The following is a 24,606-nucleotide window of genomic DNA, read 5'->3' as shown; positions in this document are numbered from 1 at the left end:
TCCTCCTCGTCATTGTGAGGAGCTCGCAATGACGGCGTGGAGAGATCGTGCCACAAATAAAAAGGGCGGCCTCGCGGCCGCCCTTTCCTATTTCAACCGCTGCGACCTTACTCCGCCGCGATCTTCACGTCCGGAGCAGCGGCGCGCACCTCGGCGTCGACCTGGGCTTCGAACTTGGCAAAGTTCTTCTGGAACATGCCGACCAGCGCACGCGCGGTCTTGTCGAACTCGTCCTTGTCCTTCCAGGTGTTGACCGGGTTGAGAATCTCGCTCGGCACGCCCGGCAGCGCGGTCGGGACCGCGAAGCCGAAATACTTGTCGGTGCGGAATTCGACGTTGCGAAGCGAGCCGTCGAGCGCAGCGGTGAGCAGCGCACGCGTCACCTTGATCGGCATGCGGGAACCTGTGCCGTACTTGCCGCCGGTCCAGCCGGTGTTGACCAGCCAGCAATCGACATTGTGCTGGGCGATCAGGTCACGCAGCATGTTGCCGTAGACGCTGGGGTCGAGCGGCAGGAAGGGCGAGCCGAAGCAGGTCGAGAATTCCGGCTGCGGCTCGTTGCCGAGACCGCGCTCGGTGCCGGCAACCTTGGCGGTGTAGCCGGACAGGAAGTGATACATCGCCTGCGCCGGCGAGAGTTTGGCGATCGGCGGCAGCACGCCGAACGCGTCGGCAGCCAGCATCACCACGTTCTTCGGCTGCGGCGCGCGGCCGGTGCGCGAGGCGTTCGGGATGAAGTCGAGCGGATAGGCCGAACGGGTGTTCTCGGTCTTGGAGCCGTCGTCGAAATCGACAACGCGGGTGTCCTCGTCGAGCACGCAGTTCTCGAGCACCGCGCCGAAGCGTGTCGACGCCGCATAGATCTGCGGCTCGGCTTCCTGCGAGAGCTTGATGCACTTGGCGTAGCAGCCGCCTTCGAAGTTGAAGACGCCGTTCGGGCCCCAGCCGTGCTCGTCGTCACCGATCAGCGTGCGGTTGGGATCGGCCGACAGCGTGGTCTTTCCGGTGCCGGAGAGCCCGAAGAAGATCGCGGCATCGCCCTTGGCGCCGACATTGGCCGAGCAATGCATCGGCATCACGCCGCGCTCGGGCAGATAATAGTTCAGCGTGGTGAAGACCGACTTCTTCATCTCGCCGGCATAATAGGAGCCGCCGATCAGCACGATCTTGCGGGCGAAGTCGATCGCGACGACGTTCTCCGACTTGCAGCCATGGCGCTTCGGATCGGCACGGAAGCTCGGCATGTCGATGATGGTGAGCTCGGGCGTGAAGCTCGACAGCTCGACCGCCTCGGGGCGGATCAGCAGCGTGCGGATGAACAGCGAGTGCCAGGCGAGCTCGGTGAAGACGCGGGTCTTGATCCGGTAAGCCGGATCGGCGCCGCCGTAGAGGTCCTGCGCGAACAGGCTCTTGCCTTCGGCGTGCTTGAGGAAGTCCTGGTAGAGCGTCTCGAACTGCTCTGCGGTGATCGACTGGTTGCCGGCCCACCACATCTTCGTGTCGGTGGTGGCGTCACGCACCGTGAACTTGTCCTTCGGGCTGCGGCCCGTGAACTCGCCGGTGTCGGCGCACAGCGCGCCGTCGGCGGAGAGTACCGCCTCGCCCGCTGCGAGCGAGTATTGATAGAGTTGCGGCGCACCAAGGTTCCAGTGAACCTGCTTGAGATTCTTTAAGCCGAATTTGTCGGCGCCGAAGGCACCGTTGCGCACGCCCGTCTCTTGCACCAAAAAGTCCTCCTAGAACCCGCGACACTCTGCGCGACCAAACTTTGGCGCCATCGCGGTCACCGTGAATTACAGGCCATCCGGCCTCGGCTGGACGACCTAATACTGATGAACGCTGGCGTTGCCAAGCTGATCCCGCAGGATTTGGTTTATTCAAGGACCGCGCCAAGCGTCGCGCATGTCAGCCCTGAGCAGGCGCATCAAAAAATCGCAAATGATCGCGCAACCAAATGCAGGATTCAGCGTTGTCAGGGGTTATTGCGACGCACAATCCCTCAGGGCGGTCTATCGTACCTCTCCCTCGCCGATCAGCGCGAACGGCCCCCACATCGCGGGATAGGCATTGCGCGGCGATGAAGCGTCATCAACGTACATTAACATTGCGCGGCGCAATGCTTCGGCACGGCCGATTTTTGGTTCGTTTTTGAGCAAGGCGAATGTCGACGTGGTCAAGCGGGTGGCAGCTTCCGAATCCACTGCCCAATGCGAGACCAGCAGCGCGCGGGCACCGGCATAGAAGAACGAGCGCGCCAGCCCCGAAAGCGCCTCTGCGCCGGGCTTGTCACCGGCGATGGTGTTACAGGCCGACAGCACAACCCAATCCGCATTGAGCTTGAGCTGCGCAACCTCGCTCGCGGTCAAGAGGCCGTCGTCGAGTTCGGAAGGCTGATCGGGGATCGAGAGCGCAAGCGAGGGCTCGCCCAGGCCCTTGACGTCGCCGGCGACGAGACCGTGGGTGGCAAAGTAAATGATGCTGTATTGAGCAAGCGCTGCACGCTTGAGCGTCGTTTCGCTGGCGTCGCGGCCAAGATGGATATCGCCTTCGGGCGCGCCGAGATCCTTGGCCACCGCGTTCAGCTCGTCGGCAGTGTCAGGCAATTGCGGCAGCGCCTGCGCGAGCCGCGCGCGATCGACACCGGCACCACGCCAGAAGTCGGTGTAGGCGATCGTCGCGATGCTTCGCGCGGCAACCTTGCCGCCAGCGGCGCGACGATCGGCCGGCCCTTCGGCCGCGGGGTTGAACACGGGATCGCCGAAGCCGGTCATCGGCTTCACGCCCTGATCCTTGCGCGCAAAGGCACGGAGCGATTTCAGGCTGATCACCGACGGCAGCACGGAGACGGCCTGACGCCGCAGCAGCCAGGCGGCATTGCGATAGCCTTCGAACGTGTCGGGGATCGCAGCCGGCGGCTTCTCCGTGACGAGCAGATGAAACGGCAATGCGGTCAGCGCAGCCGAGGGCACCACGAGCAGATTGCGCTTGTCCTTCGTCAACGCCTCGACCGGGCCGAGCAGCGCGGCATAGAGATCGTTGGCGAGCGCGAGATCGAACAGACCCGATTTGCCGGTGGCATCGCGGGCCTTGCCGACGTCGAGCCCCTTGCGGAATGCAGCCACCTTCTGCGCCAGCGCATCCGCGCCGAACGGAACCTCCTTCCAGTCGGCGCCCTCGCGCGTGATGGCGATGACGTAGCTCTGCTTGTCGACAACGGCATAGATCGTCATCGCCTCATCGGCCGACAACAACGCCTGGATGTCCTTCACCGCGAGCGGCAGCGGATTGGAGAGCGAGGCATAGTCTGGAAACTCGACCGCGAGCGTCTTCTGCAGGCCGGCACGCTCGTTTGCGATCGCCGCGATCCGGGCGCGGCTGCGCTGCTCGGCCGCGAGGTCGCGTTGCGCGGCCTGCTTGGACACGGCCGAGACGATCGCCTTGTCGAGCGCCTCGGCCTCGGCGCCGAGATCCTGATCCTTGCGCACGAGCTCGGCGAGCCGGTCGCTGCCGGCGGCAAGCCGCACCGCGAGCTTGTTCACGGCGGAGGCGGCGGAAGATTGCGTGCCGCGCTGGATCGCGGCCAGCGCCTCATCGAGCGCCTTGTCATCCGGCAAAAGATGTTGCTGGCGCGCGGAAAACAGGACCGGCAGCACCACGCGCAGCTGCGCGCGATCGGAGCGAAGTGTTTTCTCCGCCAACGGCAGCGCGTCTGCGGTGCGCCCGGACACATAGAGGAAATAGGCGAGATTGCTGGTCGAGGTCAGAACGTCAGGATGATCCGGCCCGAGCGCACGCTCGCGGATGGCCAGCGCGCGGCGGTAGAGCGGCTCGGCATCGGCATAGCGCTTCTGGTGCTCGTAGAGCCCGGCGAGATTGTTCAGCGAGCGTGCAACATCGGGATGATCGGGACCCAGCACCTTTTCGCGGATCGCGAGCGAGCGCTTGATCGGCGCTTCGGCATCGGCATCGCGGTTGAGGTCGCGATCGACCTGACCGATATTGTTCAGGACCGTGGCGACCGCGGGATGCTCGGGCCCGGCGGCCTTCTGATAGATCGCGAGCGCACGCTGGAACAGCGGCTCCGCCTCGACCTGCCGTTCCTGCTTGACGTAGAGCGTGGCGAGATTGTTGAGCGCACGGCCGACATCGGGATGCTCGCGCGACAGGCCCTTCTCGCTCACGGCCAGCGCACGCTTGAACAGCGGCTCGGCTTCGGTGAAGCGGCCCTGCCGCTGATAGAGCGCGGCGAGATTGGTCAGCTCGGCCGAAAGCAGCGGCGTGTCGAGACCGAGCGATTTTTCCATCAGCGCGATGGCACGCTTGTAGAGCGGTTCTGCCAGATCGTCGCGGCCCTGGCCGGCATAGACCTGGCCGAGATTGTTGAGCGCGGCGGCGAGCTCGCGGCCGTTGTCGCTCTTCTCCAGGCTCGCCACCATGCCCTGCGCGAGCGGCAGCGCTTCCGAATATTTGCCGGCGCCCATGAGCGCGTTGATCCGCGCGCCTTCCGCGGCGAGACCTTTCTGGGCAAGGGCCGGCGTTGCAGGCGATACAGCGATCGCGAGCGCCAAACCCGCGACCAGCGTCAAACGACGGCGTGTCATGAACCCTCTCGCTGCAGCCAAAAAACCGATACGGTCTTGGGTCGCGGCGATGGGCGGCAGCGTTCAAACGGTTGCGCGCTAGTCCACCTTTGTGCGTGCTTCACCAGCGAGGCGGACCAGCATCTTGCGCAACGCCGTGCCGTTCGTGACCCGCTCCGGAAATTCCAGCCGTAGCGCCGTCTGGCCCTCCTGCATGTCGAGGCCTTCGGGGTCACAGCCGGTGCAGCGCCAGTCACCGGCCGCCGCACCAAGCAGCTTGGTTGCGTAAAGGCCCATGGCGTCGCGGTGGTCGGCGTTCATGTGCTCGACCGCCCCCTCCTCCGCCGCCAGCAGGTCGTCGGCGCCGGTAAGGTCTGTCAGGAATTGCTCCGGCGTCAGATCAACGATTCGGCCGAAGCCCGCGACCAGATGGGTCCCCGTGGGGCGGATCCGGAAGAACGAGAAATCCTTAAATGAAACAAAGGCTTCCGCCGACGGATGGGCATTGAGATACCGTCGCTGGAGGAGCTCTTTGTCGTCCACACCGGCCGCCTCGGCCCGTCCGGACAGCATGATCCGGGACCCCTCCAGGGGATCGCCCGCGGCGCGCTCGTCCAGCATCAGCGAAACCCGGCTGTCTGCCACGATATTTTTGGTGTGCACGGCCAGGCCCGAGATCAGCAGGATCGGCGAGCCGTCGGGGTGGCTGGCCAGATTGACCAGGGAACAATAGGGATCGCCGCTCCCGGCCATCAATGTTGCGAGAGCCCCCTGCCGCGACCGCCGCAGCAGCGATTTGGCGAGCTTCTCGGGGGCGAAATCGGGGGTCGGTTGCATTGGCTTTCTCGGCTCAGGTGGTTGCAAGGAGGGTCTTTTTTCGGGTAAACGGGTGTCCGGTTATGGGTCGACATACGGCGAATCTGCCGTGTTTCGTGGAACTTGGTCACACTTCAGCCCAGCTTGCATTGCTCGGTGACAAGGTTCGAATGCCAACTTTGGCACCCATGTATGCGGCGCATCACTGGATTGCTCGCCGTTTAAGCCACGACCCAAACGGAAAGCAGAAAGCAGAGGCTCATGCCCACAATCGCTTTGGTCGACGACGACCGCAACATTCTCACATCCGTCTCGATCGCGCTGGAAGCCGAAGGCTATCGCATCATGACCTACACCGACGGCGCCTCCGCGCTTGACGGCTTCCGCACGACCCAGCCCGATCTCGCCATCCTCGACATCAAGATGCCGCGCATGGACGGCATGGAGACGCTGCGCCGCCTCAGGCAGAAGTCCGACCTGCCGGTGATCTTCCTGACCTCCAAGGACGAGGAGATCGACGAGCTGTTCGGCCTCAAGATGGGCGCCGACGACTTCATCCGCAAACCGTTCTCGCAGCGCCTGCTTGTCGAGCGCGTCAAGGCCGTGCTGCGCCGCTCGGCGCCGAAGGACCCGACCGTCGTGCCGAAGGAGAACGATGCCAAGGCGCTCGATCGCGGCCTGCTGCGCATGGATCCGGAGCGGCATACCTGCACCTGGAAGAACGAACCGGTGACGCTGACCGTCACCGAATTCCTGATCCTGCAGGCGCTGGCGACCCGGCCCGGTGTGGTGAAGAGCCGCAACGCGCTGATGGACGCCGCCTATGACGACCAGGTCTATGTCGACGACCGTACCATCGACAGCCACATCAAGCGGCTGCGCAAGAAGTTCAAGGTGGTCGACAACGAGTTCGAGATGATCGAGACGCTGTACGGCGTCGGCTACCGCTTCAAGGAAGCCTGAGCGGGGGGCCCGCTCACAAAAGTCGAGAGCATCGCCGGTTCTCGTTCGAGAGGGACCGGGATCGTTCCAAAGCGCGACCGTCGTCGCGCTTTGGATTATAGTTTGGGCACGATCTCTTCGGAAAACCGCTGCACACTTTTCCGGATCATGCTCTAGGATGCGAGGACCGTCGCACGAGCTGTCCTAACGCGGGCATAAGCATTGCTTGACCGAACGCAGCCTGATCCGAGTTCGAACGCCGAGGACCATGATTCCCGCGGCGCATCGGATCATGAGGACAAGCCCGTCAAGCAAGGCTGGCGGCCGCTGGGCTGGCTGAAGCGCGCCGGGCAGTTCTTCTTCGCGCTGTCGTTCTCGAGCCTGACCCGCCGCATCGTCTCGCTCAACCTCGCCGGCCTCGTCGCGCTGGTCGCGAGCATCCTGTACCTGTCGCAGTTCCGCGCCGGCCTGATCGACGCGCGCGCGCAGAGCCTCCTGGTGCAGGCCGAAATCATCGCCGGCGCGATCGCCGCCTCGGCGACCGTGCAGACCAACGCCATCACCATCGACCCCGACCGCCTGCTCGACCTCAAGACCGGGGACAGCTATGGCGGCACCGACGATTCGCTCGATTTCCCGATCAATCCGGAGCGCGTCGCGCCGGTGCTGCGCACGCTGATCTCGCCGACCAAGACCCGCGCGCGCATCTTCGATCCCAACGGCACGCTGCTGCTCGACAGCCGCGACCTCGAGAACGTGCTGAGCTTCCCGCTGCCGCCGCCGTCGCTGCAGCCGGGCCTCGTCGAGCGCGGCATGGTCGCGGTGCGCACCTGGCTGAACCGCGGCGACCTGCCGCTCTATCGCGAGCTCGGGCGCGAGAACGGCAACGGCTATGCGGAGGTCGGCGATGCGCTGCAGGGACAAAAGCGCTCGATGGTGCGGGTCAATTCACGCGGCGAGGTGATCGTCTCCGTCGCAGTCCCCGTGCTGCGCTCCCGCGCCATCCACGGCGCGCTGATGCTGTCGACCCAGGGCGACGAGATCGACCAGATGGTGACCGCGGAGCGCCTCGCCATCCTGAAGGTCGGCGGCGTCGCCGCCGCGGTCATGATCATGCTGTCGCTGCTGCTGGCGAGCACGATCGCCGGTCCCGTGCGCCGGCTCGCCGACAGCGCCGAGCGCGTCCGCCGCCGCATCAAGACCCGCGTCGAGATTCCTGACTTCACCCGCCGCCGCGACGAGATCGGGCATCTGTCCGGCGCGCTGCGCGACATGACCAATGCGCTCTACAGCCGCATCGAGGCGATCGAGATGTTCGCCGCCGACGTCGCCCACGAGCTGAAGAATCCGCTGACCTCGCTGCGCTCCGCGGTCGAGACGATGCCGCTGGCGCGCAACGAGAACAGCCGCGCGCGCCTGCTCGAGGTGATCGAGCACGACGTCAAGCGGCTCGACCGCCTGATCTCCGACATCTCCGACGCCAGTCGGCTCGATGCCGAATTGCAGCGGCAGGACGCAATGCCGGTTGATCTGCGCCGCCTGCTGGGCACGCTGGTCTCGGTCGCGAACGAGACCAAGCTCGGCCATGACGTCGCGGTCGAGGCGCGCTTCGAGGGCCGCGGGGCGACCGATACGTTCGCCGTCACCGGCCACGATTCACGGCTCGGACAGGTGGTCTCGAACCTGCTCTCCAACGCGCAATCCTTCTCCGAACCCGGCAGCAAGGTGCGCCTGGTTTGCCGCCGTGTGCGCAGCGAGATCGAGATCGTGGTCGACGACGACGGCCCCGGCATTCGCGATGATGCGCTGGATCGCATCTTCGAGCGCTTCTACACCGACCGTCCGCATCAGGGCTTCGGCCAGAACTCGGGGCTGGGGCTGTCGATCTCCAAGCAGATCGTCGATGCCCATGGCGGGCGCATCTGGGCGGAGAACCGCGCTGGCCCGCCCGACGACGAGGGCGTCCCGACCGTTGCCGGCGCGCGCTTCGTGGTGCGGCTGCCGGCGCTATGAGCGACGGCGAGCCCAGCGTGCACGCCTCCGCGGTCAAGGTCGGTGATGTGGCGGTGCTGATCCGCGGTCCCTCAGGCTCCGGCAAGTCGCGCCTTGCCTTCGATTTGATCATGGCGGGGCGCGCCGGGGTGGTCGAAAGAGCCGTTCTGGTCGGTGATGACCGTGTCCATCTGGCGACACTCGGCAATGAAATCGAGGTGCGCCCCGCACCTCGCCTGGCCGGCCTGATCGAGATCCGCGGCCTCGGGATTCGCCGTTGCGACTTCGTGGGGCATGCGACCGTCGGTCTCGTTGTCGATCTGGACGCCGCGGACGCGGAACGGCTGCCGGCGGCGGAATCCCTGAAAACAAGCATTTTAGGTGTCGAAATACCTCGAATCCCCGTCGGCCGCGACTATTCGCCCCTCCCTTTGGTTGTCGCGCTCTTGACCACTACCAAGAGTTAACCTTCTGCTAATCCGTCAGGCGATTGTTTGAAGGGAAATGGTAACCATATGAACCCCACTATCGCGGCCGAGTAGACCGGCGCATTTCCCCTCATCCATCCGTCTAGATTCAGGGAGATACGCAACATCCCCTCTTGCGCAGGGGCTCTGGATGGTCAAAGTGGCGCGTTCGTGCGGTGCACCAAAAGCGCCCGCGAGGAGTTTTCCGATGATTGGTCTAGTACTTGTGACCCACGGGCGCCTTGCCGACGAATTCAAGGCAGCGCTTGAGCATGTCATGGGCCCACAAAAGCAAATCGAAGCGATTACGATCGGCGCCGAAGATGATTCCGATCTGTGCCGAAGCGACATCATCGAGGCGGTTAACCGCGTCGATTCCGGCGATGGCGTTGCGATCCTCACCGACATGTTCGGCGGCACGCCGTCCAACCTTGCGATCTCCTGCATGAGCCGGCCCAAGGTCGAAGTGCTCGCGGGCATCAACCTGCCCATGCTGGTGAAGCTCGCCAAGGTGCGCGAGGAGCGTCCGCTGCCGGACGCGATCGCGATGGCCCAGGAAGCCGGCCGCAAATACGTCACCATCGCCAGCCGGGTGCTCGCCGGCAAATGAGCGACGACGCGCCACAAGCGGGGACTGGCGTGCCCGCGGGCGCGATCTCCAAGGAGCTCCTGATCATCAACAAGCGCGGCCTGCACGCCCGCGCCTCGGCGAAGTTCGTCCAGGCGGTCGAGCGCTTCAACGCGCAGGTGTGGGTGACGCGCGGCGGCGAGACCGTCGGCGGCACCTCGATCATGGGCCTGATGATGCTCGCGGCGGGACCGGGAACGACGATCACCGTCGCGGCTTCAGGCGCCGAAGCGGACGCCGCGCTCGCGGCGATTACCGAGCTCGTTGAAAGCAAGTTCAACGAGGAAGGGATTTAAAACCCTCACCGTCATTCCGGGATGGTGCGACAGCACCAGACCCGGAATCTCGAGATTCTCAGGTGCGCAAGTGCGCACCATAGTTCGATGCTGCGCATCGCCCCGGAATGACCTTCGGTCACTTCTCCGGCGGCGCGATGTAGATGTTCCAGCTCATCGACGGGCCGGCCTTGCCGTGGGTGAAGCGGCGCGTCGTCATCACGATGCGCTCGGCGTTGGGCGCGGTCTCCGACACCCATTTCTCGAACGCCGGCAGGCGGCCGTCGGTCGGGTCGAACACGCCGATGAAGCCGTACTTCTTGGCGTCCTCGCGCGAGGTCAGCCCGGAATCCCAGGCTTCGATCGGCAGCAGCGCGGCCGGATGATCCGGGCTGTAGAACACCAGCGGCTGGATCGACTCCATCGTGCCGGCGACGACCGCCCAGCGCGAGGCGAAGCGCGCGTGCCAGGCCTGCGTCAGCTCGCGCGCCAGATCCGAGCGCGCGCCGTAGGTGGCCGTGTTGCCGGCATTGGCGGCCATCTCGCGCGCGGCGATCCAGGGCGAGGCTGCGAGCGTGGCGACACTCAGCACGAGCCAGATCGCGGCGATGTTGCACAGCACCGCGCTCTGCACCCGCAGCACGGGGATCGCGACCAGCGCGAGCGGCACCAGGAAGAACAGCGAGATGCCCCAATCGGTCTTCATGTAGATGCTGAAGAGAACCGCGCCGAGCGGCGGGCCGACCGCGACGATGATCTGGATGATCCAGACATTCAGCGCCTGCGCAACATTGACACCAGGATTGGCGCCGCGCGCCCAGGCCCGCGTGACGATCCGCAACGGCGCACGTAGCAGCAGCGTGAACCACGGCGGCACCAGCGTCATCGCGAGCGCGGCGAGCGCCACGGGCAATGCCAGCAGCGCGAAATTATGCAGGGCGTAGCCGGCCACGAGCTGATGCACGCGGCCCGCATCCTCGATGCTGTAGGTGTCGCCGGCATAGGTCAGCGGCACGAAATGCGCATCCGCAAGCCAGACGATGTGCGGGATCATCGCCACCACCATCGTCGCGATCGCCACCCATGGCGCCGGCGACAGCAGGAAGCGCATCCGGTCGGGATGGATCAGCGCGGCAAGGCCGATGGCGCCGATCATGGTCAGCACCCAATATTTGGTCATCAGCGCCAGCGCGCCGGCGAGCCCGAACCAGATGCCGGATTGCCAGCTCCGCTTCTCGAAGGCGTTGAGATAGGCGAGCACGAGCAACGGCAGCGTGACGAGCTGCAGCAGGTCCGCGTTGTACTTGAACCCCTTGAAATTGAAGATCGGATAGAGCGCGATCATCACCACGACGAGGAACGCGCGCCGTGCATCCACCACGCGCAGCGCCAGCAGCCAGCAGATCACCATGCCGACGCCGACGGTCGCCATTGCCAGCGCATAGGTCGCCCAGTCCGCCGCCGGGAACACCTTGAACCAGACGCCTGCGACCCAGCCCGACAGCGGCGGGTGCTTGCCGTAACCCCACAGGAATTGCTGGCCCCAGCCATAGGCTTCTGCGACGTCCATGTGAACGTCCTGCGCCGCCTTGAGATTGATCAGGATGAAGGTCCAGAGCACCGCATGCAGGATGGCGAGCTGGATCACCAGCCAGAGCCGCGCCTCCGGGCGGATCGCGCAGGCGACCAGCCACGCCCGGAAGCGGTTGTAACTCAAGCGGGTCTTCGCCCGCGCTCTGGCAGATGGCATCGAGGTGGTCGACATGGACCGTTGCCTAGCGCGTTTTGGGGCTGCGTGGAATCAGCTTGGCGTGAACAAAGGCCCTGAAAATACAGTAATATGGTTGCCGCACGGGGACGCGAGTGGTATCCCGCGCCCATGACGACCGTCCCCATTTCCAACATCCGCAACTTCTCCATCGTCGCCCATATCGACCATGGCAAATCGACGCTGGCCGACCGTCTGATCCAGATGACCGGCGGCCTCTCCGACCGCGAAATGGCGGGCAAGGAGCAGGTGCTCGATTCCATGGACATCGAGCGCGAGCGCGGCATCACGATCAAGGCGCAGACGGTGCGCCTGCAGTACCGCGCCAAGGACGGCAAGGATTACGTGTTCAACCTGATGGACACGCCCGGCCATGTCGACTTCGCCTACGAGGTTTCGCGGTCGCTGGCGGCCTGCGAGGGTTCCCTGCTGGTGGTGGACGCCAGCCAGGGCGTCGAGGCGCAGACGCTCGCCAACGTCTACCAGGCGCTCGACAACAATCACGAGATCGTCCCGGTCCTGAACAAGGTCGATCTTCCCGCGGCCGAGCCCGAGAAGGTCAAGCAGCAGATCGAGGACGTCATCGGCATCGACGCCTCCGACGCGGTGATGATCTCGGCCAAGACCGGCCTTGGCATTCCCGACGTGCTGGAAGCCATCGTCACCCGCCTGCCGCCGCCGAAGGGCGACCGCGACGCGACCCTGAAGGCGCTGCTGGTCGACAGCTGGTACGACGTCTATCTCGGCGTCGTCGTGCTGATCCGCGTCGTCGACGGCGTGATGAAGAAGGGCAGCCGCGTGCGCATGATGGGCACGGGTGCCGCCTATGACGTCGAACGCGTCGGCTTCTTCACGCCGAAGATGCAGCAGGTCGAGGAGCTCGGCCCCGGCGAGATCGGCTTCATCACCGCCGCGATCAAGGAAGTCGCCGACACCCGCGTCGGCGACACCATCACCGACGACAGGAAGCCGGTCACGGAGATGCTGCCGGGCTTCAAGCCGGCGATCCCCGTGGTGTTCTGCGGCCTGTTCCCCGTCGACGCCGACGACTTCGAAACGCTGCGCGCCGCGATGGGCAAGCTGCGCCTCAACGACGCCAGCTTCTCCTTCGAGATGGAAACTTCGGCCGCGCTCGGCTTCGGCTTCCGCTGCGGCTTCCTTGGCCTCTTGCACCTCGAGATCATCCAGGAGCGGCTGTCGCGCGAGTTCGATCTCAACCTGATCGCGACCGCGCCGAGCGTCATCTACAAGATGAAGCTCACCGACGGCACCGAGCTCGAGATCCACAATCCCGTCGACATGCCCGACGTGGTGAAGATCGAGGAAATCCAGGAACCCTGGATCGAAGCGACGATCCTCACGCCGGACGAATATCTCGGCAGCGTGCTGAAGCTGTGCCAGGACCGCCGCGGCTCGCAGAAGGAGCTGACCTATGTCGGCGCCCGCGCGATGGTGAAATACGATCTGCCGCTCAACGAAGTGGTGTTCGACTTCTACGACCGCCTGAAGTCGGTCTCCAAGGGCTACGCCTCGTTCGACTATCATCTCACCGACTACAAGCCGGCCGACCTCGTCAAGATGCAGATCCTGGTCAACGCCGAGCCGGTCGATGCGCTCTCGATGCTGGTCCACCGCACCCGCGCCGAAGGCCGCGGCCGCGCCATGGTCGAGAAGATGAAGGAGCTGATCCCGCCGCACATGTTCCAGATCCCGATCCAGGCGGCGATCGGCGGCAAGGTGATCGCGCGCGAAACCGTGCGCGCGCTGCGCAAGGACGTCACCGCAAAGTGCTACGGCGGCGACATCACGCGCAAGCGCAAGCTTCTGGAGAAGCAGAAGGAAGGCAAGAAGAAGATGCGGCAGTTCGGCAAGGTCGACATCCCGCAGGAAGCCTTCATTGCCGCGCTGAAGGTGGATAGCTGAGGCGACTTCCCGCGCCACGAGGCAGGGTCCGGCCCGGATATCGGGGCCGGCAAACAAAAAACGCGAAAACAACCCCATGCACAGTAGCCGCCCCCTTGGCGGCATTGGGTTTTTCTGATTTTCGGAATCACCCTTGACCCGTCGGGCAAAACAGGGGCATAATGCCATCATCGCGGCGTGTGTGATCGGCCAGCCCAATCCCATTGAAGCAACCTGAAAAACACTCGACGGCCGCGCCGATTGGGTGTTTCGGCCGCGCCGATTTCCTACTGCCAGAATCTGTCACTACCCTGCACTAGTTTCCCTTCAGCGCACCAATCACTGAAAGGAAACTCATGACTACTCAGCCCAGCGGCAAGGCACTGCAAATCGCCAAGACCTATGTCGAGGCCATCGCCCACAGGAATGTCGATACGATCATCTCCGTCACGGCGGACGACGTTGTCTGCACTTCGCCAATCGGGCGGATTACAGGGACCCAGAAGTTTCGCGCGTTCCACGACGGGTTCGCCCGCATGGTCAAGAAGGTGACGATCCTCGCCACCTACGGCGACGCTGAGCAGGCTGTCGTCGTTTACAACGCGGACACCCATCCCGTTGCGAACGCCATCGTCGCGGAACTCCTCACGGTGAGGAATGGCAAGATCGCGTCGACCGAAGTGATCTACGACGCATCTCCCTTCTCTGCCTACATGGCGGCGGCCCAACCGCATTGAGGCGCGATCGATCATGACGCGGATTCAATATTGCAGTTACGGCGGCCCCGAAACGATGAAGCTCGAAGCTTTCGAAACTTCGTTTGCCGATCGCTGAAACCGCGCGCCTGGACGATGCGATCCCGCTCATTGCCGTGCTCGAAACGGGCGCAAGCTCGCCGGCAAGGCGCTGGTCGCGATGTGAGAATCGCCGTCTGGGCCATCGAAGCGGCACGACCATTCAAGGCCGTGCCGCCCGTGCCCTGCCGCCAATTTTTGGCAGGATGTGTGTTAGACTTGCGGTATGTCCAAGAGCCAACGGCTATTCGACCTCATGCAAATCTTGCGGCGGCACCGTCATCCGGTGTCGGGCAAAAATCTTGCTGCCGAGGCGGGCGTGTCGTTGCGCACGATTTATCGCGACATCGCCGACTTGCAGGCATTCGGCGCGCAAATCGACGGCGAGCCCGGCTTCGGCTATGTCCTGCAGCCTGGCTTTCTCCTTCCTCCCCTGATGTTCTCCGAACAGGAAATCCAGGCTCTCGCACTCGGTGCCCAATGGGTTTCCCGCCAGACTGATGAAGAGTTCGCGCTGGCAGCGCGTAATGCGCTCGCAAAAATCGGCGCTGTGCTCCCGTCGGAGCTGCAACACAAGATCGACGACAATGCCTTTCATGTGGGGCGCAGACCGAAACAGCCTGAGGTCGTCGATCTCCGCATTGTACGCCAGGCCATGCGCGACCAGCACAAGCTTTCCATCGTGTATCGCGATCCGAAGGGCGCGAAAACCACACGGACCATCTGGCCGATCGGCGTCGCATTTTTCGATTCCCGGCGCGTCCTTGCCGGCTGGTGCGAAATGAGGAAAGACTTTCGCTCGTTCCGGACGGATCGGATCGAGAAGATCAAGCTCAAGCCGGAACGCTATCCCGGTCGCCGGCGTGACCTCGTCAAGCAATGGCGCAGCCAAGTCGACGCGGATCGCCGCAAAACTGTGGACTGACTGGCGACCGGGTTCGACGACGCTTACGACGACAAAGCCCAGTTTCGCGGGATGGGCTGAGCTCTCGCGAAGACCATCGTCCCGACCAGCGGCACCTGGTCCTTCTTGTCGGCTCGATTCGATCGTCAGAATGACGTTTGATCGGTTTCTCTTCGCTCTACCCATCCTACGGGCTGCCGTCCTGGTCCGCTCATCTCACAAAAGCCGACACCACTCACGGGATCGCGCATGGCAGGTCACCTTGCCCTTCATCGGCAGATGGGCCACCATCCGCGCGCGCAGCATCAATAAAATCAAGAGCGCGAGGAAACGCATGAGCAAGCCGTCAGGCTTCGACTATGGCTGGGTCATTGTCGCCGCGGGCGCGCTGATGACCTGTGTCGGGTTCGGCACGATGCTGTCGCTTGCGGTGTTCCTGCAGCCGATCTCGGAAGCGATGGGATGGTCGCGCGCCGGCGTGTCGGCCGCCGCGACGCTGGATTTCCTCTGCATGGGATTTGCCGCGTTCCTGTGGGGCACGCTGTCGGACCGCTTCGGCACGCGTATCGTGGTCCTCGCGGGAAGCATTCTGCTCGGGCTCGGTCTCGTCACCGCGAGCCAGGCGACGAGCCTGTGGCAATTCCAGCTCTTTTTCGGCGTGCTGATCGGGATTGCCGCCGGCAGCTTCTATGCGCCGATGATGGCGCTCGCGAGCGCCTGGATCGAGAAGAACCGCAGCCTTGCGGTGGCGCTGGTCTCCGCCGGCATGGGCGTGTCGCCGGTGACGATCGCGCCGACCGCAAGCTGGCTGATCACGGCCTATGACTGGCGCACCGCGATGCTGGTGATCGGCTGTGCTGCATGGGCGCTGCTGATCCCGGCCTGCTTCCTGGTGCGTCCGGCGCCGGCCGCGACGGCCGCCACCGCTGCAGACGCCGCACCGGACGTCGAGCTGACCGCGGCGCAGGCGCTGCGCACGCCGCAATTCGTCGCGCTCGCAGCGGCGCATTTCGCCTGCTGCGCCGCGCATTCCGGTCCGATCTTCCACATGGTGTCCTATGCGATGGTGTGCGGCATCGCCCCGCTCACGGCAGTGACGGTCTACAGCGTCGCCGGCGTCTCGGGCCTCGGCGGGCGTCTGCTGCTCGGCACCCTCGCCGATCGCATCGGCGCAAAGCCGGTGCTGGTCGGCGGCCTGTTCGTGCAGGCGATGTGCATTGCGACCTATCTTGCGGTCGCCCAGCTCGGCGAGTTCTACGCGCTCTCGGTCGTGTTCGGCCTCGCCTATGGCGGCGTGATGCCGCTCTATGCGGTGCTGGTCCGCGAGTTCTTCGGCGCGCGCATCATGGGCACCGTGTTCGGCGCGGTGTCGGCCTTTGCCAGCCTCGGCATGGCGCTCGGACCCTGGGCCGGCGGGCTCGTGTTCGACAATTTCCAGCAATACACCTGGCTGCACGCCGGTTCCTTCGCGATCGGGCTTGCCGCCGTCGCGGTGGCGCTGAGTTTCCCGACCAAACGCAGGCAACCGCTCGACCTTGGCCGCGCTGCGGCCCGCTGACCAAGACGAAGGTCTTTCACGTTGATTGCGCGCGAGCGGCACCGATTGCGCCGCGGGGGCGCGACTGCGACATCGCGAAGCATGCGACAGCGGGTCGTTCCACTATTCGCCATGACCAAATTCCTATTGTTTGGGGAAGATCGGACATCCGTGAATTGCAGCCGGATATCAGCGCATCGTTTCGCGGCTACGATCTGAAATTGGTCCCTTCAGCGAAGCGGCGCGTCCCTCACTGAAGTCAGCTTAGCGGGGCGCCGAAGCATCCGGCGCGCATAGCCAGACATTGGCGCAGTTGCTATAATACAGGCATTCAATTTCCCCGAGGCCCCGGGGGTGCATCTTGAGCAGCGAGAACGTTGAGCGGCGATTGGCGGCTATTCTGGCGGCGGACGTCGTGGGCTCTTGCCGCTTATTTGGGATCGACGAAGAAGGCACGCTGGCGCAGCTGAAATCTCTGAGAAGGACGCTTTTCGATCCCAAAATCTCGGAGCATCACGGACGTATCGTCAAGAATACCGGAGACGGCGCCCTTGTTGAGTTCGCAAGCCCGGTCGACGCCGTGCGATGTGCTGACGAAATCCAACACGGCATGGCGAAGCACACTATCAATGTGCCGCAGGACAGGCGGGTCGCGTTTCGCATCGGCATTCACGTCGGTGATATCATCATCGGAGATGATGATATCTTTGGCGACGGGGTCAACATCGCGGTGCGCCTCGAAACCCTCGCCGAGCCGGGCGGCATCGTAGTCTCCAGCACCACCCATGACTACGTCAGGAACAAGGTCAAGATTGGATTCGACGATATCGGCGCTCATATCCTGAAGAACATAGCCGAGCCTGTGCATGCCTATCGCGTCAGTGGCACGCCATCGGTGGCAATGGCGGTAGATCGGACCGCGAGCGACAAGCCTTCGGTCGCCGTATTGCCCTTTGACAACATGAGCAGTGGCGAAGACCAACAATATTTCGGTGACGGTATCAGCGATGACATCATCATCGAGCTGTCGCGCTTCCGACAATTGCGCGTGCTGGCACGCAATTCCTCGTTTCAATTTCGCGGGCCAAATGTCGATGTCAGTCGCGTCGGCCGAGAACTAGGCATCCAATATGTCTTGGAAGGTAGCGTCCGACGGCTTGGAAACCGCATTCGCATCACCGCCCAGCTCATCGACGCGTCGTCGGGTCACCATATATGGGCGGATCGATTTGATAGGCCCTTGGAAGAGTTGTTCGATGTCCAAGATCAGGTCGTTCGGACCATCGTGGGCACCCTCGTAGGGCGGCTGCAGGCCGACCGTGTTGATCGTGCCAAGCGCAAGCCGCCCGCCAGCCTAGCCGCATATGAATGTATGCTGCGCGGCGATGCCTTGTCCGTGTACGATCCCGCCAACGAGGCCGAAGTACGCTGTTTGCTCAAGCGCGCCATCGAACTGGATCCAGAGTACGCAAAACCTTATGCGCTGCTGGCGTTTGCGTTCTGCCGCGAATGGTACTTGGACATGAGTGGATCATCCGACGCTGCGTTGGACCAGGCCATAGCGCTGGCCAAGAGAGCCGTCGAACTCGATGATGGCCAGGAAGTGTGTTTGGCAGCTTTGGGTTGGGTGCACATGCATCACCGTTCATACGATCTTGCTGAGCACTATTATGCGAGGGCGCTCGCGCTGAATCCGAACAACCCTACGGTCCGAGCGAATCTGGGCGACCTTTACCTCCGTCTCGGAGATCCCGCAAAGTGCCTGGAGCACTTCAAGGAAGCGAAAATTATCGACCCCTTCTTTGCTCCGAAATGGTATTGGGGACCGGTGGGCAGGGCGTACTTCATGACACATCGATATGAGAACGCCATCGCGGCTTTCACTCGTTACCCAAGCACGAGATTTTGGCGGCCAGCACACTTGGCGGGTTGCTATGCTTTGACCGGCAATATTAGCCGATCACATCATCATGCCGCGGAAGTCCTTCGACTCATGCCAGAGTTCTCGATTTCCCGCTTTGTGCCAAAGGAGCTATACAGGCTTTCAAAGGATCGCAAACATCTGACAGACGCCCTTCGCAAGGCTGGGTTGCCGGAATGACCTTCGCATCGTTCGCATTGCTCCCGGACTCGTTGGCTTCTGGCCAATTGCCGCCCGGGCCCGGACGATAAGTCCGCGGCGCGCACGCCTACAGCTTCCCGAACTCGTCCAGGGTTCTGATCACCAACGGCATGAACTGATCGCCGCCGCCATGGCCGGCGTCGTCGAGAATATGGAGCCTGCTGGTGGTCCATTGCCTGTGCAGCTGCCAGGCCGTGGACAACGGTGAACCGACGTCGAAGCGGCCGTGGATCAGGGCGCCGGGAATTCCGTTCAGCCTCGATGCGTCGCGGATCAACTGGCTTTCCTCGAGAAACGCTGCGTGGCGCCAATAGTGCGTGACCAGCAGGGTAAATCGCAGCCGAAACTCCGCATCGTCAAATCGTGGATTGGGCTGATGTCCCGGCGTCAACGAAACATGCGCGTCTTCCCACGCGCACCATGCCCGCGCGGCGGCATCGCGAACCGTCTCGTCGGCGTCAGCAAGCATGATGGCGTAGGCATCGACGAGCGGCATGCTCCGCAGATGCGGCGGAACGGCGTCGCAAAAGCGCTGCCATTCCCTCGGAAAGATGCGTCCGACATCATGGGTGATCCACCGGACCTCGTCACGCGACGTCGTGGTCACAAATCCAAGCACCATCGCTTTCACGCGCCGCGGATGAGCCTGGGCGTAGGCAAGGCCGAGCGTGGTGCCCCAGGACAGGCCCAGGATGACCCAGCTTTCGACACCGAGCAGATCGCGCAGCTTCTCGATGTCGGCGACGAGATGGTGGGTGGTGTTGCTCGAAAGATTCGCGCCCGGTTCGCTCGCGAGCGGAAGGCTGCGACCGGAGCCGCGCTGATCGAACAGCACAGCCTTGTAGATGCCGGGATCGAAAAATCGTCTTTGACCGATCGAGCAACCGGAGCCCGGGCCGCCATGCAGGAAGAGCGCGGGCTTGCCCGCAGGATTGCCGCAACATTCCCAGTAGATCCGGTGGCCGTCCCCCACATCCAGCAATCCGTGCTGATATGGCTCGATGGGTTGGAACTGAGCCATCGCTTGCTCTCGCGTCAGGTCGGAGGGAGTTTGGGCGGCCTTGCTATCCTATCGGAAGACAGCGGGCAAAGGCATCTATTGGCCCATATCGACGTCAGCCCGTAGGATGGGTAGAGCGAAGCGAAACCCATCGCCTCAACCAAGGTGACATTCGTCAGCTCTGCCGGCTCGACCTGATTGTGGGGACGACGTCTGATGGGTTTCGCTCCGCTCTACCCATCCTACGAGCTGCATCATCATCAGCCGATCGCGAAATCGGCCGCCGCCTCCGCGTGGATCGCCGTCGTGTCGAAGGTCTCGACCGACGTATCGGCAGCACCGACCAGCATCGTGATCTCGGTGCAGCCGAGGATGATGCACTCCGCGCCTGCGGCGACGAGCGCGGCCATCACCTCCTGATAGCGGCGGCGCGAGGGGGCCGAGACGATGCCGAGGCACAGCTCGTCATAGATGATGCGGTTGACGTCAGCCCGCGCGCCTTCGGGCGGAACCAGGACGTCGAGGTCATGGGCGCGCAGGCGATCGATGTAGAAATCTTCTTCCATCGTGAATTTGGTGCCGAGCAGCCCGACGCGCCGGTAGCCCTTGGACCGGATGCGCTGCGCCGTCGCGTCGCCGATGTGGATGAAGGGAATGCTCAAGTTCGCCACGATGTCGGGCGCCAGCTTGTGCATGGTGTTCGTGCACAGCACGATCGCGCGGGCGCCGGCGCTTTCGAGACGACTCGCGACCTCCGCCAGGCTGCTTGCGGCGTCCTGCCAGCGGCCGGCGTATTGCATCTCCTTGATGTCCTGAAAGTCGTAGGAATACATCAGCAGCGGCGCCGAATGCAGCTTGCCCATGCGGTCGCGGACGCGCTCGTTGATGAGCTTGTAGTAGAGCGCGGTGCTCTCCCAGCTCATGCCGCCGATCAGGCCAATCGTTTGCATTCCAGCATCTCCGACGAATTGCGCGATCGGATCGTAGACGAAGATGTGGAAGCTCGCCATCACGGCACGTTGACGAAAGCGAGCTCCAACGCTAAATGGCCAATGTCGGAAAAGGCAGACTTGGTCTGGTAAGCCCAAGTCCTTTCGGTAACGAAAGCTCTGGTCTTTGGCCTCGTGCCCGAGATCCCCACGACGAACAACGGTCGCCGGTCAGGCGATCCCTCGTTCGTCCGTGAGGTCTCGGGTTCGGGAAACGCTCCGGTCGAACATCGACAGTCGAATCTCGACAACGGAGCCAGTCATGCAGAATCCCGACACGATCCCCTATGACGTCATTATTGCCGGCGCAGGTCCGGTCGGCCTGTTCCTGGCCTGCGAGCTCAGGCTTGCGGGCTGTTCGGTGCTGGTGCTCGAAAAGGCGCAAGATCCGCATTCGCCACTCAAGGGCCTGCCGTTCGGGCTGCGCGGACTTTCGGTGCCGGCCATCGAGAGCCTGGATCGCCGCGACCCGCTGGACGATCTCACGCGCCGCGCCGCCGGCCGCGACACGCCGGCGGGCGCGCACTGGATGGCGCATCAGCGCCGCACGGGCGGTCATTTCGCCGGCATCCAGTTCTTCCACGACCGGATCGACAGCACGCAATGGCCCTGGCGCCTGCCCGGCCCTATCGGCAGCATCGCGGCCGACATGGCGAGCATCGAGGCGGTGTTTGCCTTGCGCGCCGAAGCGCTTGGCGTCGAGATCAGGCGCGGCTGCGGCGTCGAGGCGCTCACGCAATCGGATGACGGCGTCACCATTGTTACGACTGATGGAATGGCGCGGGGCCGCTGGCTGGTCGGCTGCGACGGCGGACGCAGCACTGTGCGGAAGGCGGCTGGTTTCGACTTCGCCGGCACCGATCCGGAATTCACCGGCTATTCCGCGCAGGTCGAGCTGGCCGATCCGATCGCGCTCGCGCCCGGCCGCCATTACACGGCACAGGGCATGTACACCTATGCGGCACCAGGCACGATCGCGATGGTGGATTTCGACGGCGGTGCCGCCCACCGCACCGAGCCGGACCGCGGCCAGATCGAGGCGGTGCTGCGCAAGGTCTCGGGTCTCGATGTGACGGTGACCGCGCTTGCGCTCGCCACCACCTGGACCGACCGCGCCTGTCAGGCGACATGTTATCGCAACGGCCGCGTGTTGCTGGCGGGCGATGCCGCGCATATCCATTCGCCGCTGGGCGGCCAGGGCCTGAACCTCGGCCTCGGCGATGCGATGAACCTCGGCTGGAAGCTCGCCGCGACCATTCGCGGCGACGCGCCGGCCGGCCTGCTCGACACCTATGCGGCCGAGCGGCAGCCGGTGGGCGCACAGATCCTCGACTGGTCGCGCGCCCAGGTCGCGCTGATGCGTCCGAGCAGGAGCTCGCGTGCGCTCGAGGCGATCATCCGCGATCTCATCGAGACGCGCGACGGCGCCACCTATTTCGCCGAGCGCGTCTGGGGCGTCTCGCTGCGCACCGATCTCGGCGATCCCCATCCGCTGGTCGGCCGCAGCGCGCCCGACTTCGCGCTCGACGACGGGACACGACCCGCAGAACTGCTCAGGACAGGACAAGGGCTGCTGCTGGATTTCGATGCCCGGTCATCGCTCGAAGCGCTTGCGCGCCGCTGGCGAGGGCGGATCGTGCATGTCGCAAGCAACGCGAAGGACCGGTTGGGCCTGACCGCCCTGCTCGTCCGCCCCGACGGCATCGTGGCTTGGGTCAGCGAGGGGATTCCTGATCCTGATGCAGCGGCACAAGCTGTGGTGCGATGGTTCGGTGAACCCCGCGATTGAACCAACCGCAACGCCGGTCACACAAAGTCAGGCCGATGCATGATCGTGCATCCCGCCGATCGATGCGCGACCTGTGAAACGGGTGTGTGGATGCGGTTCTTCCTGTACGAGGTCGTCGCCCGATTAGTCGCGATCTACCTGTGCGTCGATTGCGGCCGCATGCTGCGGGATGGCTATACCGAGCGGAAAATCAGGGCTTTCAACCCTGATGTCGTGGCCTGGCTGCTGGACTGGTCGCGGCAGGTCTTTCAGAGGGACACCGCACCGGTCCGGTACTGGATGGAGATGGGCCACCAGGTCATCTGCCTCGTGTCGTGCGCCGCCATCGTGATATTCGGGTGGTGGTTTCCGAACGGGTGAAGCATCCGCGGGGAAAGAATCCCGACATCTAAAGCGCGGGCACGCCGGGCGGCGGCTTGCGCATGTTGGACGCCTGCTCGTAGGCGTAGGCGAGACGCAGCAGCTTGTGCTCGCTCCAGGCCCGGCCCGTGAAGGTGACGCCGAACGGATGCGCAGGCGTCTCCTTGCCGTCGACCTCGGACACGAAGCCGCCGGGCACCGTGACGCTGGGATAGCCCGCCTTCGCCGGCATCACCCAGCCTCCGCTGCCCGGGAACAGCACGGCATCGAGCTTGTGCCCGTTCATGTAGGCGTCCATCCCGCGCGTCCTGGCGGCGAGCAGGTCCATGGCGCGCGCCGATTTGTACTCGCGCTCGCTCAGGTCGCCCCTCGTCGCATTGGCGGCGAGGAACAGGTCCTGTCCAAAACGCAGCGCCCTGTCGGCGTTCGCCGCGTTGAAGGCGACGATGTCGGCGATGGACTTGATATCGGTGTTGGTCGCCCAATCCCTCAGATAGAGATCGAGATCGTGCTTCAGCTCGTAGATGAAGACGAGCGGCGAACCGGTCGGATTGCCCTTGTTGGGGCTCAGCGGATTGCGGTTGAGCACGGGCATGCCGGTGCCCGGCCCGCCGATCCAGCCAGCCGTCGGCATGCCGGCGCGCACGATCACGGCGCCGAGATCCTTCAACACCTCGATTGCGTCCGTCATCAGCTTCACTGAAGCCTGTGGCAGCTTGCCGTAATAAGGATCGTTCAGGGGATCGGCGGGATCGCTCGGCACGCCGATGCGCGCGCCCTTCATCGCACCCGGCGTGAGGCCGGCGGTGTAATCGGGCGGCCGCCTCTGCCGGTCCGTGGCGGGATCGCGAGGATCCTCCGCGGCCAGGACGTTGAGGAGCATCGCTGCGTCGCGCACCGTGCGCGTCATCGGCCCCGCCGTATCCTGGCTGTGCGCGAGCGGAATGATGCCGGCGCGGCTGATCAGCCCGACGGTCGGCTTGACCGTCACGAGCCCGTTCTGGCTGGCGGGAAACAGCAGCGAGCCCGAGGTCTCGGTGCCGATCGAGGCCCCGCAGAGGCCTGCGGCCACCGCGACCGCCGAGCCGGAGCTCGAGCCGCCGGGAGTCACGACCGGACGACCATGGTCGTCCATCAAGGCCGGTGCATAGGGGTTCTTCACCTGGCCGCCCAGCGAGGAATAGCCCGCAGGCATCTCGACCGCGATGAAGTTGGCGAACTCGGTCAGGTTTGCCTTGCCGAGGATCACCGCGCCGGCCTTTCGCAGCAGCTTGACGACCGTGGCGTCGCGCCTCGCGCGCGCGCCCTCCAGCGCCAGCGAGCCCGCCGTGGTCGGCTGCTTGTCGGAAGTGGCGATGTTGTCCTTCAGCAGGATCGGCACGCCGGCCAGCGGCCGCTTGGCCGACGGCCTGGTGCCGTCGAGCTTGCCGGCGATCTCCAGCGCGTCGGGATTGAGCGCCCGCACGGAGTTGAGCATCGGTCCGTTGCGGTCGTAGGCCTCGATGCGCGCGAGATAGGCCTTGGTCAGCGCCGTGGCGGTGACATGCCCGCTCGCCAGCGCATCGACGATGTCGCTCATGGAGGCGTCCTCGGGCTTCAGCCCGGTCGTCGCGGCGGGGCGAGCATCGCGGCGGGATGGCTTCGTCATGAGGCGCCTCTTGGACCGCTTCCTGCAAATATGCTACAAACGGTAGCATTAAGTGCGATTGCGCGGCAAGCCGATTGCCGAGCCTGTGGCACG

General features: G+C 64.2%; 19 protein-coding genes. 12 read left to right on the top strand and 7 right to left on the bottom strand.

Translation table 11 applies throughout. The features are described 5' to 3' along the window. Window positions 1-107: 107 nt before the first annotated feature. The 3 genes from VGR99_RS29055 to VGR99_RS29045 all read right to left on the bottom strand — a co-directional run bounded on the left by VGR99_RS29055 (window position 108) and on the right by VGR99_RS29045 (window position 5,417). Complete coding sequence (locus VGR99_RS29055; protein WP_326903469.1) at window positions 108-1,724, bottom strand: phosphoenolpyruvate carboxykinase; 1,617 nt, start codon at window positions 1,722-1,724, stop codon at window positions 108-110. Window positions 1,725-2,009: 285 nt separating this feature from the next. Next, window positions 2,010-4,601 (bottom strand): CHAT domain-containing tetratricopeptide repeat protein, encoded by a 2,592-nt coding sequence (locus VGR99_RS29050; protein WP_326903385.1) that lies wholly within the window; start codon window positions 4,599-4,601, stop codon window positions 2,010-2,012. Between the two features lie 78 nt (window positions 4,602-4,679). Beyond that, the gene (locus tag VGR99_RS29045) at window positions 4,680-5,417 is read right to left on the bottom strand and encodes a HugZ family protein (RefSeq protein WP_326903384.1); all 738 of its coding nucleotides are present in this window, start codon (window positions 5,415-5,417) and stop codon (window positions 4,680-4,682) included. A 240-nt stretch (window positions 5,418-5,657) separates the two neighbouring features. On the opposite strand from VGR99_RS29045, the gene VGR99_RS29040 reads away from it, so the two are divergent. The 5 genes from VGR99_RS29040 to VGR99_RS29020 all read left to right on the top strand — a co-directional run bounded on the left by VGR99_RS29040 (window position 5,658) and on the right by VGR99_RS29020 (window position 9,721). Continuing rightward, window positions 5,658-6,359 (top strand): response regulator transcription factor, encoded by a 702-nt coding sequence (locus VGR99_RS29040; protein WP_025032555.1) that lies wholly within the window; start codon window positions 5,658-5,660, stop codon window positions 6,357-6,359. Between the two features lie 201 nt (window positions 6,360-6,560). After that, window positions 6,561-8,351 (top strand): sensor histidine kinase, encoded by a 1,791-nt coding sequence (locus VGR99_RS29035; protein WP_326903383.1) that lies wholly within the window; start codon window positions 6,561-6,563, stop codon window positions 8,349-8,351. After that, a complete protein-coding gene (locus tag VGR99_RS29030; RefSeq protein WP_326903382.1) occupies window positions 8,348-8,797 on the top strand; it encodes an HPr kinase/phosphatase C-terminal domain-containing protein in 450 nt (149 codons plus the stop codon). Before VGR99_RS29035 ends, VGR99_RS29030 begins: the two co-directional genes overlap by 4 nt. A 208-nt stretch (window positions 8,798-9,005) precedes the next feature. After that, window positions 9,006-9,407, top strand: coding sequence for a PTS sugar transporter subunit IIA (locus VGR99_RS29025; RefSeq protein WP_007597752.1), 402 nt, complete (start codon window positions 9,006-9,008; stop codon window positions 9,405-9,407). After that, the gene (locus VGR99_RS29020; protein ID WP_326903381.1) at window positions 9,404-9,721 is read left to right on the top strand and encodes an HPr family phosphocarrier protein; all 318 of its coding nucleotides are present in this window, start codon (window positions 9,404-9,406) and stop codon (window positions 9,719-9,721) included. The genes VGR99_RS29025 and VGR99_RS29020 overlap by 4 nt, the downstream gene beginning before the upstream one ends. A 118-nt stretch (window positions 9,722-9,839) precedes the next feature. Here VGR99_RS29020 and VGR99_RS29015 read toward each other — a convergent pair whose 3' ends face one another. Beyond that, entirely contained in the window at window positions 9,840-11,465 is a 1,626-nt protein-coding gene (locus tag VGR99_RS29015) for a glycosyltransferase family 39 protein (RefSeq protein ID WP_326903380.1), read from the bottom strand. A gap of 114 nt (window positions 11,466-11,579) precedes the next feature. Here VGR99_RS29015 and lepA point away from each other — a divergent pair, with 114 nt between their 5' ends. From lepA to VGR99_RS28990, 5 genes are all read left to right on the top strand, one after another. Beyond that, the gene (lepA, locus tag VGR99_RS29010) at window positions 11,580-13,391 is read left to right on the top strand and encodes a translation elongation factor 4 (RefSeq protein ID WP_326903379.1); all 1,812 of its coding nucleotides are present in this window, start codon (window positions 11,580-11,582) and stop codon (window positions 13,389-13,391) included. 335 nt (window positions 13,392-13,726) lie between these two features. Next, a complete protein-coding gene (locus VGR99_RS29005; RefSeq protein ID WP_326903378.1) occupies window positions 13,727-14,107 on the top strand; it encodes a nuclear transport factor 2 family protein in 381 nt (126 codons plus the stop codon). Window positions 14,108-14,390: 283 nt separating this feature from the next. Then, window positions 14,391-15,089: a YafY family protein gene (locus VGR99_RS29000; RefSeq protein WP_326903377.1), complete on the top strand. Its 699-nt coding sequence runs from the start codon at window positions 14,391-14,393 to the stop codon at window positions 15,087-15,089. Between the two features lie 313 nt (window positions 15,090-15,402). Beyond that, window positions 15,403-16,626, top strand: a complete 1,224-nt coding sequence (locus VGR99_RS28995) for an MFS transporter (RefSeq protein WP_326903376.1) — start codon at window positions 15,403-15,405, stop codon at window positions 16,624-16,626. A gap of 340 nt (window positions 16,627-16,966) precedes the next feature. Beyond that, window positions 16,967-18,706 (top strand): adenylate/guanylate cyclase domain-containing protein, encoded by a 1,740-nt coding sequence (locus VGR99_RS28990; RefSeq protein ID WP_326903375.1) that lies wholly within the window; start codon window positions 16,967-16,969, stop codon window positions 18,704-18,706. A gap of 88 nt (window positions 18,707-18,794) precedes the next feature. Here the strand turns inward: VGR99_RS28990 and pip are convergent, their stop codons facing one another. Then, window positions 18,795-19,748 (bottom strand): prolyl aminopeptidase, encoded by a 954-nt coding sequence (gene pip / locus VGR99_RS28985; RefSeq protein WP_326903374.1) that lies wholly within the window; start codon window positions 19,746-19,748, stop codon window positions 18,795-18,797. Window positions 19,749-19,987: 239 nt separating this feature from the next. Next, window positions 19,988-20,677 (bottom strand): aspartate/glutamate racemase family protein, encoded by a 690-nt coding sequence (locus tag VGR99_RS28980; RefSeq protein ID WP_326903373.1) that lies wholly within the window; start codon window positions 20,675-20,677, stop codon window positions 19,988-19,990. 301 nt (window positions 20,678-20,978) lie between these two features. Here VGR99_RS28980 and VGR99_RS28975 point away from each other — a divergent pair, with 301 nt between their 5' ends. Continuing rightward, window positions 20,979-22,505 carry an FAD-dependent monooxygenase gene (locus tag VGR99_RS28975; protein ID WP_326903372.1) on the top strand — a complete coding sequence of 509 codons (1,527 nt, stop codon included), beginning with the start codon at window positions 20,979-20,981 and terminating at the stop codon, window positions 22,503-22,505. Between the two features lie 39 nt (window positions 22,506-22,544). After that, window positions 22,545-22,865, top strand: a complete 321-nt coding sequence (locus VGR99_RS28970; protein ID WP_326903371.1) for a hypothetical protein — start codon at window positions 22,545-22,547, stop codon at window positions 22,863-22,865. A 28-nt stretch (window positions 22,866-22,893) separates the two neighbouring features. On the opposite strand, the gene VGR99_RS28965 is transcribed toward VGR99_RS28970, so the two are convergent. Next, a complete protein-coding gene (locus VGR99_RS28965) occupies window positions 22,894-24,513 on the bottom strand; it encodes an amidase family protein (RefSeq protein WP_326903370.1) in 1,620 nt (539 codons plus the stop codon). Window positions 24,514-24,606 lie beyond the last annotated feature (93 nt).

This window comes from Bradyrhizobium sp. (genome assembly GCF_035935975.1).
Lineage (GTDB): Bacteria > Pseudomonadota > Alphaproteobacteria > Rhizobiales > Xanthobacteraceae > Bradyrhizobium.
The sequence above is the reverse complement of the archived record's forward strand: the minus strand, read 5'-3'. Positions and strand labels throughout refer to the sequence as shown.

Bases quoted from the DNA above. Each gene is read 5' to 3' on its own strand.
- VGR99_RS29050 (WP_326903385.1), bottom strand. From the start codon at position 4,601: ATGACACGCCGTCGTTTGACGCTGGTCGCGGGTTTGGCGCTCGCGATC.
- VGR99_RS29045 (WP_326903384.1), bottom strand. From the start codon at position 5,417: ATGCAACCGACCCCCGATTTCGCCCCCGAGAAGCTCGCCAAATCGCTG.
- VGR99_RS29040 (WP_025032555.1), top strand. From the start codon at position 5,658: ATGCCCACAATCGCTTTGGTCGACGACGACCGCAACATTCTCACATCC.
- VGR99_RS29030 (WP_326903382.1), top strand. From the start codon at position 8,348: ATGAGCGACGGCGAGCCCAGCGTGCACGCCTCCGCGGTCAAGGTCGGT.
- VGR99_RS29025 (WP_007597752.1), top strand. From the start codon at position 9,006: ATGATTGGTCTAGTACTTGTGACCCACGGGCGCCTTGCCGACGAATTC.
- VGR99_RS29020 (WP_326903381.1), top strand. From the start codon at position 9,404: ATGAGCGACGACGCGCCACAAGCGGGGACTGGCGTGCCCGCGGGCGCG.
- VGR99_RS29015 (WP_326903380.1), bottom strand. From the start codon at position 11,465: ATGTCGACCACCTCGATGCCATCTGCCAGAGCGCGGGCGAAGACCCGC.
- lepA (WP_326903379.1), top strand. From the start codon at position 11,580: ATGACGACCGTCCCCATTTCCAACATCCGCAACTTCTCCATCGTCGCC.
- VGR99_RS29005 (WP_326903378.1), top strand. From the start codon at position 13,727: ATGACTACTCAGCCCAGCGGCAAGGCACTGCAAATCGCCAAGACCTAT.
- VGR99_RS29000 (WP_326903377.1), top strand. From the start codon at position 14,391: ATGTCCAAGAGCCAACGGCTATTCGACCTCATGCAAATCTTGCGGCGG.
- VGR99_RS28995 (WP_326903376.1), top strand. From the start codon at position 15,403: ATGAGCAAGCCGTCAGGCTTCGACTATGGCTGGGTCATTGTCGCCGCG.
- pip (WP_326903374.1), bottom strand. From the start codon at position 19,748: ATGGCTCAGTTCCAACCCATCGAGCCATATCAGCACGGATTGCTGGAT.
- VGR99_RS28980 (WP_326903373.1), bottom strand. From the start codon at position 20,677: ATGCAAACGATTGGCCTGATCGGCGGCATGAGCTGGGAGAGCACCGCG.
- VGR99_RS28975 (WP_326903372.1), top strand. From the start codon at position 20,979: ATGCAGAATCCCGACACGATCCCCTATGACGTCATTATTGCCGGCGCA.
- VGR99_RS28970 (WP_326903371.1), top strand. From the start codon at position 22,545: ATGATCGTGCATCCCGCCGATCGATGCGCGACCTGTGAAACGGGTGTG.
- VGR99_RS28965 (WP_326903370.1), bottom strand. From the start codon at position 24,513: ATGACGAAGCCATCCCGCCGCGATGCTCGCCCCGCCGCGACGACCGGG.